Raw genomic sequence first — 12,941 nt, forward strand, 5'->3', positions numbered from 1 at the left:
CGGGATAGGAGCAATCATGAAGATCAGAAACGTGATCCACAAGGGATTGCGGCGATTCATCGAGGATGACGATGAAAGCGGCCTTCAACCCGCCGTTGTCGCCAAGGTCCGGCGCATGGTCACTTTCCTTCAGGACATGGAGCGCGAGGACGAGCTTCGCACCGTGCCGAGCTGGAAGGCCCATATGCTGAACGGCGACCGCAAGGGAACGTGGAGCCTGTTCGTCACCAAGAACTGGCGGATGACGTTTCGGATCGACCGCGACGAGATCGAGATCATCGACCTCGATTATGAGGATTACCACTAGGAGGTGGCTATGGCTTCGATTGCAGGCATCCGCTTGAAGAACCCGGCCCATCCCGGCGGCTTCATCAAGCATGAGATCATCGAGCCGCTGGGCCTGTCGGTCACGGCGGCGGCGGACGTGCTGGGCGTGACGCGCGCCACGCTTTCGACCTTGCTCAATGAGCGCGCGCACCTGTCGCCCGAAATGGCGCTGCGCGTCGAAAAGGCGTTCGGCGTGTCGATGGACACCCTGATGCGGATGCAGAACAGCTACGACATCGCGCAGACCCGCAAGCGCGAGGGCGAGATCAAGGTGGCGCCGTTCAAGGGCAAGCCGGTGGAGCCGCACGCTGCGGCCTGACCGGACAGGCGAATGAGAATGGATTGCCCTGAATGAACGCCGTTGAGATTGAAGAAGCCGTATCCGCGCTGGCCGAACGTCCCTTTGACGCTGAGGAGTTCCCGTTCGCCTTCCTCGCCGCCTTCGGGAACAAGGACACCACGATCAAGCGGCTGCGTGCCGCCAAGGGATCGACCAACGCATCCGACCTGCCCGGCGGCGTGCTGCAACGGAACAACATCCACATCGCCGTCGCCGCGCCCGGCGCGGTGACGCAGACTCTTGCCGCGCTTCGGGCCAGCCCCGCCACCGCGAAGGCGAAGGCCAAGTTCATTCTGGCGACGGACGGTGACACCTTCGAGGCGGAGGACGTGGACAGCGGCGAAACCGTCGCCTGCCCCTATGCCGACTTCCCCAACCATTTCGGTTTCTTCCTGCCGCTGGCCGGGATCACCACGGTCAAGCAAATCCGCGAAAGCTCGTTCGACATCCGGGCGACCGGCCGCCTGAACCGGCTGTATGTGGAGTTGCTGAAGGACAACCCCGATTGGGGCGCGGCCGACCGCCGCCCCGACATGAATCATTTCATGGCCCGGCTGATCTTCTGCTTTTTCGCGGAGGATACCGACATCTTCCACCGCAGCTATCCCTTCACCGGCACGGTCGAGAAGATGAGCGACCGGGATTCGTCCAACACCCATGAGGTGATCGGCGAGCTGTTCCGCGCCATGAACACCCCCATCGCCGAGCGCGAGGCGGCCGGTATCGCCCGCTGGGCCAATCCCTTTCCCTATGTGAACGGCGGGCTGTTTTCGGGCAGCCTTGCCGTGCCGCGTTTCAGCAAGATTGCGCGCTCCTACCTTCTCCATATCGGGAATCTCGACTGGACGAAGATCAACCCGGACATTTTCGGGTCGATGATTCAGGCGGTGGCGGATGACGAGGAACGCGGCGCGCTGGGTATGCACTACACCAGCGTTCCCAACATCCTGAAAGTGCTGAACCCCCTGTTTCTGGACGACCTGCGCGCCCGGCTTGAGGAGGCGGGCGACAACAGCCGGATGCTGTTGAACCTGCGGCGGCGCATGGCGCGGATCAGGGTATTCGATCCCGCCTGCGGCAGCGGCAATTTCCTTGTCATCGCCTACAAGGAAATGCGGGCCATCGAGGCCGAGGTCAACAAGCGGCGCGGCGAAGCCGACCGCGCATCCGAGATCCCGCTGACCAACTTTCGCGGGATTGAGCTGCGCGACTTCCCCGCCGAGGTTGCGCGCCTTGCCCTTATCATCGCCGAGTTCCAGTGCGACGTTCTCTATCGCGGCCAGAAGCTGGCGCTGGCCGAGTTCCTGCCGTTGAATGCGCAGAATTGGATCACCTGCGGCAATGCCCTGCGGCTCGATTGGTTGAGCGCCTGCCCGCCGACCGGAACCGGCGTGAAGCTGATTGGCGATGACCTGTTTCGGACACCACTCGATCAGGCGCAGATCGACTTCGAGAACGAAGGCGGGGAGACGTATATTTGCGGGAATCCGCCGTATCGTGGCAGTTCGTGGCAAACAAATGAGCAAAAGTCCGACTTAGAGTATGTGTCAGGCGGCAAAATCAAATCATGGAAGAGTCTCGATTATGTGGCCGGATGGTTCATAAAGGCTGCACTATATCTTAAATCCGCAACGGGCCGTTTCAGCTTCGTCGCTACCAAGTCGATATGTGAAGGTGAGCAAGCTCCCATTCTCTGGCCGTTTGTTTTCGAGCGGGGGCTAGAAATCGAGTTCGCGCACACGTCTTTTAACTGGGCAAACTTGGCATCAAACAAAGCGGGTGTAACCGTTGTGGTCGTCGGTGTGGGAAGTGGGTCAAGCGAGAAGCGAATATACGAGGGATCGGCATATCGGACGGTCGATGTAATCGGGCCATATTTGGCGCCCGGCTCTCAGGCCATCGTGTCGAAAACAATGCAGCCTATTGGGCCACAATCCAAAATGTTGAGGGGGAATATGCCCACGGACGGCGGCAACTTCCTGCTGTCCGCCGACGAAGCTCATGCGAGCCTCTTAAAAGACATCGTCTCTGACGGCTTCATCAGACCGTTCATGGGAGCTAGCGAGGTTCTTAACGGAAGGCCGCGCTTTTGCATCTGGATTGAGTCCCACGAGCTAGATCGCGCAATGGCAATCCCCTTCATTCGCCAAAGGGTAGAAAGTGTGCGTGAAATGCGCCGGAGCAGCAGCGCGCCTACGACTAGGAATACCAAAGTACCGCCATATCGCTTCATGCAGATAGAAGGTGTTTCTGAGAAGTTTTCGATAGCCATTCCTGCAATAACGTCTGAAAATCGGGATTTCTTGCCGATTGCCCTACTTCCGGGTGAGGTGATATTATCGAACAAGTGCTATGCACTTTACGATGCTCCCTTATGGAATCTCGCACTTGCGTCATCAAGCTTGCATCGCATTTGGATCGGAACGGTGTGTGCGCGTATGCGCTCAGATTACTCGTATTCCAACACTTTGGGCTGGAACACGTTTCCGGTTCCCACGCTGACCGAGAAGAACAAGGCTGACCTTACCCGCTGTGCCGAGAACATCCTGTTGGCGCGCGAGGCGCATTTCCCGGCCACCATCGCCGACCTCTACGACCCCGACGACATGCCCGCCGACCTGCGTGAAGCCCATGAGCGCAACGACGAGGTGTTGGAGCGCATCTATATCGGGCGGCGCTTCCGCAACGATACCGAACGGCTGGAAAAGCTGTTCGACCTCTATACCAAGATGACCGCATCGGCGGGCGCGACGAAGAAACAAAGGGCGGGGGCAAGCGCGTGACGAAAGAAGTGAAATCCGTTCCGTCCGTTTCGGTATCCTATACCCGGAACGGCAGCTCCACCAAGGCCAATGCCCTTGGGATGCGCTCCATGCAGGAGCGCGCCTATGAGAAGCGCGGCGAGCAATATCTGCTAATCAAGTCGCCCCCGGCGTCGGGCAAGAGTCGCGCGCTCATGTTCATCGCGCTGGACAAGCTGGCCAATCAGGGGCTGAGACAGGCCATCATCGTCGTGCCGGAAAGGAGCATTGGCGCGAGTTTCCATGATGAGCCATTGAGCCAGTTCGGTTTTTGGGCCGACTGGTGGGTGGAGCCGAAATGGAATCTCTGCGACGCGCCTGGCACCGATGGCGGCAAGGTCAATTCGGTCGGCAGCTTCCTTGAGAGCGGCGATAAGGTGCTGGTCTGCACCCATGCCACCTTCCGCTTCGCGGTGGACAGGTTCGGCGTGGAGGCGTTCGATGAACGGCTGATCGCGGTGGACGAGTTCCACCATGTTTCCGCCAACCCCGACAACAAGCTGGGCTTGCACCTTGGGGCCTTTGTCGCCCGCGACAAGGTGCATATCGTCGCCATGACCGGCAGCTATTTCCGGGGCGACGCCGAAGCCGTGCTGGCCCCGCAGGACGAGGCCAAGTTCGATAGCGTCACCTACACCTATTATGAGCAGCTCAACGGCTACCAATATCTGAAACAGCTCGACATCGGCTATTTTTTCTATTCCGGCTCCTACGCCGATGACATCCTGAATGTCCTCGATCCCGATCAGAAAACCATCATCCACATTCCCAGCGTCAATTCGCGCGAAAGCACGAAAGACAAGATCAGGGAGGTGGAGCATATCCTTTCGGCGCTGGGCGATTGGCAGGGCATTGACCGGGCCACCGGCTTCCAGTTGGTCAGGACGCCGGAAGGCAAGGTGCTGCGGATCGCCGATCTTGTGGACGACGACGCCAGCAGGCGCGACCGCGTATCCGCCGCGCTGAAAGACCCCGCGCAGAAGAACAATCGCGATCATGTGGACATCATCATCGCCCTTGGCATGGCCAAGGAGGGCTTTGACTGGATTTGGTGCGAACATGCCCTGACCGTGGGCTATCGTTCCAGCCTAACCGAGATCGTCCAGATCATCGGCCGCGCCACCCGCGATGCGCCGGGCAAGGCCCGCGCCCGCTTCACCAACCTGATCGCCGAGCCGGACGCTTCCGAGGAAGCCGTGACCGAGGCCGTCAACGACACGTTGAAGGCCATCGCCGCCAGCCTGCTTATGGAGCAAGTGTTGGCACCTCGCTTCGAGTTCAAGCCGAAGAACCCCGCCAGCGGCCCGGTGGAGGGCTTCGACTATGGCGAGGGCGGCTATCAGGCGGACAAGTGCAATGTCGGCTTCAATGAGGAGCGTGGCACCTTCCAGATCGAGATCAAGGGGCTGACCGAACCCAAGAGCGAGGAAGCCACCCGCATCTGCCAGCAGGACTTGAACGAGGTGATCGCTGCCTTCGTGCAGGACAAGACCGCCATCGAGCGCGGTCTGTTCGATCAGGAGCTTGTGCCGGAGGAATTGACCCAGCTTCGCATGGGCAAGATCATCAAGGACAAATACCCGGAGCTGGACGAGGAAGATCAGGAAGCCGTGCGCCAGCACGCCATCGCCGCCCTGAATCTCACGCAGAAGGCCAAGGAGGTCGCCCTGGGCGGCGCCGAGGGCGACGGCGAGAAAAGCCCCAACACCGCGTTCATCGAAGGCGTCCGCAGATTTGCGATGGACGTGCGTGAGCTAGACATCGACCTGATCGACCGGATCAACCCGTTCGGCGAAGCCTATGCCATACTATCCAAGGCGATGACCGAGGAGAGTTTGAAGCAGGTTGCCGCCGTCATATCCGGCAAGCGCGTGACCCTGACCGTGGAGGAGGCGCGCGAGCTGGCCAAGCGGGCCTTGAAGTTCAAGCAGGAGCGCGGCCGCCTGCCCTCCATCACATCGGCCGACGCATGGGAGAAGCGCATGGCCGAAGGCGTTGCCTTTCTCGCGCGGATGAAGGCGGAGGCCGCGCGTGGCTAACGGCTTCACCGACGAGGATGACGCGCTGCTGGCCGAGCTTGGCATCGAGGTCGAGACGAAGAAGGAGGCCGCCCGGACGCCGCGCGAGGAACGAATCATCGTGGGCTTTGAGGAGATTCATCGTTTCGTGGCGGAGCATGGTCGCGCGCCGCAGCACGGCGAGGACCGCGATATTTTCGAGCGGCTTTATGCCGTGCGGCTCGACCGACTGCGCGCGCAGGCGGATTGCCGCGCCTTGCTTGAGCCGTTGGACGATCAGGGGCTCTTGGCGGGGGCGGAACCGGCCCTTGCCGACACCCCCGACGACATCAGCGACGATGAATTGCTGGCGCAGCTAGGCGTGGACGCCGCCGCCCCGGACGACATCACCGAATTGCGGCACGTCCGTTCCGTTGCCGACAAGCGCGCGGCGGAGGAAATCGCCAACCGGGAGCGGTGCGAGGACTTCGACCGCTTCAAGCCTCTGTTCGATGCCGTGCAGAACGACATCGACAGCGGCGCGCGCATCACCCAGCCGATCCGTAAGGATGCTGGTTTCCTGAAAACCGACATCCGGGTCGGGGAGTTTTTCATCCTTGGCGGCCAGATCGCCTATGTCGCCGAAGTCGGCGAACTCTTCAAAGCGCCGAACGGCGAAAGCGATGCCCGCTTGCGCGTCATTTATTCCAACGGCACCGAGAGCAACCTGTTGCTCCGTTCCCTCCAACGCGCGCTCTATAAGGATGATACGAGCCGCCGCGTGTCGGAGCCGAGCGCCGGGCCGCTATTCTCCAGCGAAAGTGAGGCCGACGACCTCGCCAGCGGCACCATCTATGTGCTGCGCAGCCAGTCCGATAACCCCATCGTTGCCGCCAACCGCGATCTTGTTCACAAGATCGGCGTCACCGGCGGCGATGCCGCCAAGCGCATCGTCAATGCCAAGCTGGACCCAACCTTTCTGTTGGCGGACGTGGAGATCGTGGCGACCTACAAGCTGTTCAACATCAGCCGCACCAAGCTGGAAAACCTGATCCACCGCATCTTCGATCCGGCCCGGCTGAACATTGAGATCAGGGACCGGTTCGGCAACCCGGTCCTTCCGCGCGAATGGTTCCTCGTGCCGCTGTTCGTGATCGACGATGCCGTGGAGAAGATCAAGGACGGCACGATCACCGAATATATTTACGACCCGACAGCGGCGCGGCTGGTGCGGCAAAAAGAAAAATCAGGGGAACGCACATGACTTCGATGCGGGGGGATATTGTCAACCGGGTGAAGCGGTTGCCGAAGCCTTCACTGGCGGCGGAGGCGCTTCAACCCGTGTTCGAGGCGGTCAGTAATTCGCTTCACGCAGTTGAGGACGCTTTCGGCGACCAGTATCAACAAAAGGGCAAGATCACCGTCACCATCACAAACCCCCGCTCGCCGGATGACATCGAAATCACTGTTGATGATAATGGCGTCGGGCTTGAACCGGCCCGATTTGAGGCATTTTGCACCACCGATACGGACTATAAAATCTCGCGCGGCGGCAAGGGTGTCGGGCGGCTTCTCTGGCTTGACGCCTTCGATAGCGTCAAGGTTGTGAGCATTTACCGCGACCGAGGAACCCTGTTCCGCCGGTCCTTCACGTTCCGCTTGGAAGCGCAGGACCAGATCACAGAGGAGCAGACCGAAGCGGTGTCCGGCGCATCCAACACCGGCACGGCGATCACATTCAAGCGGCTGCGCGGAACGGCCTACCGCGACAAATTTCCGAGCCAGCCCGCCACCATCATCAAGCATTTCGGGTCACACTTTTTCGCGGATTTCATCATGGGGCGATCCCCGACCGTCATTGTCGACATAGATGCCAACGCGACGAGCTTCCCCGAGGAAATCCAGAATCTCCGGGTCGAGGATCGTGGCGTTGCCACCATCGAGAGCCAAGAGTTCGGCACTCTGTCTCTCGCAAGTTTCGTCTGCGACAAGGCCGCAAGCGCTAATTTCGACGGCCTGCATCAGATGCACCTGGTCGCCAACGGGCGCACGGTCACGACCCGGAAGATTGACGGATTGATCGGCATTGGCCGTTTCGGCGACAACGGCGACAATGTTTATCATGGTTGCGTCACCGGCGATTTTCTCGATGAGCGCGTCAATCAGGAACGGACACAATTCAACTTCGATGAAAGCATCGTCGTCGAGATCGTGCGCGAGTGTTCCGATCATGTGCGGGCGAACGCCATCCACGAGGAAATTACTCAATTCGACAATCAGCGCCTCGGGACGATGCAGGAGTTCATGCAGGAATATCCGTCCTTTGCCTTCGAGGAGGCGCAAGACCTGTTGGCGAAAACGCCGAAGAACGCCGTGAAGCCGGAGCAATTCGCCCAAGCTCTTATCCCTATTCGAATTCGCCGCGACAAGGAACGGAATGATACGATTCAGAAGATCGTTTCGCAGCTTAGAGGAAATGGCGACGTTTCTGCTAATTTCGCTGAATCGGTCCGCAAGGCCGCTGATGAAATTCGGGCGGAAGAGCAACGACAACTCACGGAATACGTGCTGCGGCGCAAGACCGTCCTTGACGTTATGGAAGTTTTGACTCGCCGCATCCGCGAACGCGAAGACGGCTCACAGGACTTCCATCTGGAAGAAACCCTCCACCAGTTCATCTGCCCGATGAAGCTCAGGGGCGACGATCCATCCAAGGTGGAGCGGTCGGATCACGACCTATGGATCATCGACGAACGCCTGACCTTCACCAAGTATTTCGCGTCGGACGTGCCGTTCACGCAGATCGTTGATGGCGAAACCAGCACCAAACGCCCCGACCTGCTCATATATGACCGCCTCTACGGACTTGGGGCCGAGGGCGAAGACCCGTTGAAGCGCGTGATGCTTGTGGAGTTCAAGCATCCGGGCCGGAAGGATTACGACGAGCGATATTCGCCGATGAGCCAGATCAGCGAGTATATCACTAAGCTCCAGAAGGGCGAGATTCTGGATTTTCGCGGTGGCCGCGTGCGCGTCGCGGACGATTGCATCTTCTACTGCTACGTTGTCGCCGACATCGTAGGAAAGCTGGAAATCCACACGAACGGCTGGCGCACGACATCAAACGGTCGAGGCCGTATTCAGGAATTGAGTGGCAAGTTCCGGGGCATCATCGAAATCATCGAGTGGGCCGACTTGCTAGGAGACGCCCGCTTGCGGAATCACGCTTTCGTGTCGGCGGCCGGCCTACGATATGACAGAAATCTATAGCGTGCTGACGGTTGCCCGCCTAATCAGCGCGCGTCGGATGCGGCGATTAGCGCCTTCATTCACCGCATAAGATGCGGTGAATGTCTCTTGCCATGTGCGGTTATTAGCCGATTGCGCGACATCACGGATTTGGTGCAGCGGGGCATCCTTGTGAAAGACCCCGCTGGCGGGCGCAGCACCAGCTATTCGTTCGCGCAGGAGATTTCGGCTTAAGCCCCGGCCAATTGCCATGTCCGCTTTCCGGGAGCGCAAGCAAGCCATCGCCCCACCAGAGGTTGAACAGTTTTGCAGGCTATGTCACTCTCGATCGGCGCTCATAGATTCGGTTCGAATCTTTTCTCAGTCAGAAATTCTGGGGGCCTTCTAGGGGGCTTCTGCAAGAAAAGCGAAAACACAAAATTCATTGAGTTCTGATGGTTAGTGCGGGCATTTCGACTCCCTTCACCCTCCACCGCTGCCGAAGAGCGGCGCCTCGCAAAAGAGACAGCGAAGGCGCTTCCCATGAAGTCGCCTCGCCAACCGCGAACCTAGTCGACGTTCCCGCGGGCGGCCAATGTCATCGCGCTTCGATCCGGCCCATCTGCGCCCCTAGCCTATCCAGCGCTATCCCCTAACCGGGGCATTGCCGGCGCCGACCTCAATCTGAAAATTAGTATCACTTCCCCGCAAGAGCGATCGTAGCGGAAGCAGGCAAGAAGACATAGCCATCATGATCGAGACGGAGTTGCATGAATGCAGCCCGGCTTTGCCCAACAAGGCAAGATAGCACCGCAAGCATATTGCGGCATAAGCTGGGAGAGGTTTTATGATCGGCTTTCCACGCCATTTGCTGTGGGGCTATGTCGCAATCGCCCTGTTCATGACCGGCGACGGCTTCGAGCTCGCTTTCCTATCGAAATATCTGGTTGATCTCGGTTTCACCCGGGTCGAGGCGTCCCTGGTCTTCACGGTTTATGGATTGGTCGCGGCCCTGTCTGCCTGGGGATCGGGCGTCCTTGCCGAAGTGTTCGGCGCAACACGGATCATGCGGATCGGCGCGATCGCCTGGATCGTGCTGCATATCCTGTTCCTCTCGCTCGGGATCGGGCTCGGCAACTATCCGCTGATACTTTTCTTCTACGGGGTGCGGGCAATCGCCTATCCGCTGTTCATCTATGCCTTCGTGGTGCGGATCGCGCAGGCCGTGCCCAAGGAACGGCTGGCCTCGGCGATGGGCTGGTATTGGGCGATGTATTCGATCGGCATCGGTTGCCTCGGCACCTATTTGCCGAGCTTCACGCTTCCGCTGCTCGGCTATTTCGGAACGTTGTGGCTTTCGGTCGTCTGGGTCGCTGCCGCGGCCGTCGCGGTCTGGACGCTGCTGCCGCCCGCCACGGAGCAGGCTGGCGCGCCCATAGCGCTCGACCACCGCCTGCGCGAGCTGGCCCGCGGCGCCACCATCCTGATCGAGAACCGATCGATCCTGATCGCGGCGATCGTGCGGATCATCTGCAACCTGACGCTGTTCGGCTTCCCGGTGATCATGCCTCTCTATCTGACCTCCGACGAGATCGGCTTCACCATGTCGCAATGGCTGCGGATCTGGGGCGCGATGTTCTTCGTGACGATCTTCACCAACATCATGTGGGGCTGGATGGGCGATCGTTTCGGATGGCTGCGGCAGATGCGCTGGTTCGGCTGCATCGGCTGCGCCATCGCCACGCTCGCCTTCTATTATCTGCCGCTCCGCTTCGGCGCCAACATGCCCGCGGCGCTGGCGATGGCGGCGCTGCTGGGCATCGCGGTATCCGCCTTCGTGCCGATGGGCGCGATCTTCCCGGCTATGGCACCAAATCATCGTGGTGCCGCCATTTCGGCGCATAATCTGGCCGCCGGCCTTTCCAATTTCCTGGGGCCGGCGATCGCGACCGTCGCCCTGCCATTCATCGGTTTCGTCGGCGTCGTCTGGATCTATGCCGGGCTCTATCTGCTCGGCGCCGTCCTCACCCTATTCATCCATGTCGACCAGCCCGGCATCGCGCACGCCGCGCGGCCCAAGCGGACCATCCCCTCGATCGCGCATCCCGAAGGAGCAACGCTATGAAAGCCCTGGTTCTCGAACGTCAGCATGAAATCGACATACGCGAAGTGGCTCCTCCGCCGCCCTGCGGCCCGGACGATGTCCGCATCCGCATCCACACCGTCGGCATCTGCGGCAGCGACGTCCATTATTATACCCATGGCCGTATCGGGCCCTATGTCGTCGAACAGCCGATGGTGCTGGGCCATGAAGCATCCGGAATCGTGGTCGAGACGGGCGTCAATGTGACGAACCTCGCGGTAGGCGACCGGGTGTGCATGGAACCGGGAATTCCCAGTCCCCGCTCCAGGGCATCGAAGCTCGGCATCTACAATGTCGATCCCGCCGTTACCTTCTGGGCAACGCCGCCGGTTGATGGTTGCCTGGCCCGTGAGGTCGTCCATCCTGCCGCCTTCACCTATCGCCTGCCCGACAATGTCTCCTTCGCGCAGGGCGCGATGGTCGAACCGTTCGCGATCGGCATGCAGGCCGCGACCAAGGCGCGGATCAAGCCGGGCGACACGGTGGTGGTGATCGGCGCGGGCACGATCGGACTGATGACGATGCTGGCGGCGCTGGCGGGCGGCGCAGCCCGCGCGATCGTGGCCGATCTTTCCGCCGAGAAGCTGGAAATAGCGCGTCGCTATCCGGGCGTGACGACCGTCGACAGCCGGACCGAATCGCTTCGCGACAAGATAGCGGAGATCACCGGAGGCTGGGGCGCCGACGTGGTGTTCGAGGCAAGCGGCAGCGCCAAGGTGTTTGCGGACCTGATGGCCTGCGCCTGCCCGGGCGGGGCGGTGGTGCTGGTCGGCATTCCGATCGATCCGGTGCCGTTCGACGTGGCCGCCGCCCAGGCGAAGGAATTGCGGTTCGAAACCGTCTTCCGCTACGCCAATATCTATGAGCGCGCGATCGACCTGATCGCATCGGGCAAGGTGGATCTGAAGCCGCTCCTGTCCGCCACCTTTCCCTTCGAGCGCTCGGTCGAGGCGTTCGAGCGGGCCACAGCCGGCCGGCCCGGCGACGTCAAGCTGCAGATTTCCTTCGTAGATCCCTGATATATTATGGCTGCGCCGGAACCTTCCGGCGCGGCTTTCCGCTTGGGCGCGGTGGTGATCGGATCGATGACAAGCCTGCCATCCTCCCTGTCCGGCAGAGCCGGGATTGCGGACCAGCTGACCGGCCATGCCTCCGCGCGCGAGATCATCCTGGCCGATCCGATGAGCGGCATACGCTGGCATGAGCATGACTATCCAAGCCCGATCGCCTGCTGGAACCATCATCCCGAATATGAGGTGCATCTGATCCGGCACGGCACGGGCAAGATATTGGTGGGCGATCATGTCGGAACCTTCTGCGCCGGCCATGTCGCGCTGATCGGCCCGAACCTGCCGCATGACTGGATCAGCGATCTTCGCCCCGGCGAAACCATAAGGGCACGCGACGCCGTGCTGCAATTCGATGGCGATATGCTGCGTCGCGGATTCGAGTTCGTTCCGGAAATGAGCGAACTCGAGGGGCTGCTGGAGGAGGCGGCGCGCGGAATCGAATTTATGGGCGCCACCGCTTTGGCCGCCGCGCATGAGATGGAGGCGATCGGCCGTACCGGCGGCCTCGATCGGCTCCACCATCTCTTCGCCCTGTTCGCGACGCTGGCGCATGCGCCCACCTCGGACCGGCGGGTGCTGGCAAGCGCGCTCTTCTCGCCGGCGCTCGACGAGGAAAGCGCCGCGATCGTCGACCATGTGCTCAAATATATTTTCGCGAATATCGACGGCGAGGTGCGCATGGCGGAAGGCGCGCGCCTTGCGGGCATGAGCGAGCCGAGTTTCTCCCGCTTCTTCAAGCGCGTGTCGGGCCATAATTTCGTGGTGATGGTCCGCAAGCTCCGCGTCGCCCAGGCATGCCGGCTGCTGCGCCAGACAAACCTGCCGATCTCCAGCATCTGCTATGACGTCGGCTTCGGCAATCTCTCCAATTTCAACCGCCAGTTCCGCGCGGAAATGGCGATGAGCCCAAGCGAATATCGGCGCGGCGCATAGGCCAGACCTGTCGGGAAATGCGCGAGCTTCATCCCTTCAACAAACGTTTGTTGCAAACGTTTGTTGTTGATGCCATGCTCCTTCCAGTTCGCGACAAGACGA

General features: G+C 60.6%; 9 protein-coding genes. All 9 read left to right on the forward strand.

Going from position 1 to position 12,941, the window contains the following annotated elements; genetic code table 11:
- The first annotated feature begins 16 nt into the window (after positions 1-16).
- The 9 genes from CLG96_RS00430 (at position 17) to CLG96_RS00470 (ending at position 12,839) form a co-directional block, all read left to right on the forward strand.
- On the forward strand, positions 17-307 hold the full coding sequence (locus CLG96_RS00430; protein ID WP_107965908.1) for a type II toxin-antitoxin system RelE/ParE family toxin: 291 nt from the start codon (positions 17-19) through the stop codon (positions 305-307).
- A gap of 9 nt (positions 308-316) precedes the next feature.
- The gene (locus CLG96_RS00435; protein WP_107965909.1) at positions 317-646 is read left to right on the forward strand and encodes a HigA family addiction module antitoxin; all 330 of its coding nucleotides are present in this window, start codon (positions 317-319) and stop codon (positions 644-646) included.
- A gap of 32 nt (positions 647-678) precedes the next feature.
- Entirely contained in the window at positions 679-3,450 is a 2,772-nt protein-coding gene (locus CLG96_RS00440; RefSeq protein WP_107965910.1) for a class I SAM-dependent DNA methyltransferase, read from the forward strand.
- Positions 3,447-5,507 carry a DEAD/DEAH box helicase gene (locus tag CLG96_RS00445; RefSeq protein WP_107965911.1) on the forward strand — a complete coding sequence of 687 codons (2,061 nt, stop codon included), beginning with the start codon at positions 3,447-3,449 and terminating at the stop codon, positions 5,505-5,507. The genes CLG96_RS00440 and CLG96_RS00445 overlap by 4 nt, the downstream gene beginning before the upstream one ends.
- A complete protein-coding gene (locus CLG96_RS00450; protein ID WP_107965912.1) occupies positions 5,500-6,729 on the forward strand; it encodes a GIY-YIG nuclease family protein in 1,230 nt (409 codons plus the stop codon). Before CLG96_RS00445 ends, CLG96_RS00450 begins: the two co-directional genes overlap by 8 nt.
- Positions 6,726-8,735 carry an ATP-binding protein gene (locus CLG96_RS00455; RefSeq protein WP_107965913.1) on the forward strand — a complete coding sequence of 670 codons (2,010 nt, stop codon included), beginning with the start codon at positions 6,726-6,728 and terminating at the stop codon, positions 8,733-8,735. The genes CLG96_RS00450 and CLG96_RS00455 overlap by 4 nt, the downstream gene beginning before the upstream one ends.
- A gap of 805 nt (positions 8,736-9,540) precedes the next feature.
- Positions 9,541-10,818 (forward strand): MFS transporter, encoded by a 1,278-nt coding sequence (locus tag CLG96_RS00460; protein ID WP_107965914.1) that lies wholly within the window; start codon positions 9,541-9,543, stop codon positions 10,816-10,818.
- Positions 10,815-11,855, forward strand: coding sequence for an NAD(P)-dependent alcohol dehydrogenase (locus tag CLG96_RS00465; RefSeq protein ID WP_107965915.1), 1,041 nt, complete (start codon positions 10,815-10,817; stop codon positions 11,853-11,855). The genes CLG96_RS00460 and CLG96_RS00465 overlap by 4 nt, the downstream gene beginning before the upstream one ends.
- Positions 11,856-11,861: 6 nt before the next feature.
- The gene (locus CLG96_RS00470; RefSeq protein WP_207796519.1) at positions 11,862-12,839 is read left to right on the forward strand and encodes an AraC family transcriptional regulator; all 978 of its coding nucleotides are present in this window, start codon (positions 11,862-11,864) and stop codon (positions 12,837-12,839) included.
- Positions 12,840-12,941 lie beyond the last annotated feature (102 nt).

Origin of the sequence: Sphingomonas oleivorans (genome assembly GCF_003050615.1) — a bacterium.
Classification (GTDB): Bacteria; Pseudomonadota; Alphaproteobacteria; order Sphingomonadales; family Sphingomonadaceae; genus Sphingomonas_H; species Sphingomonas_H oleivorans.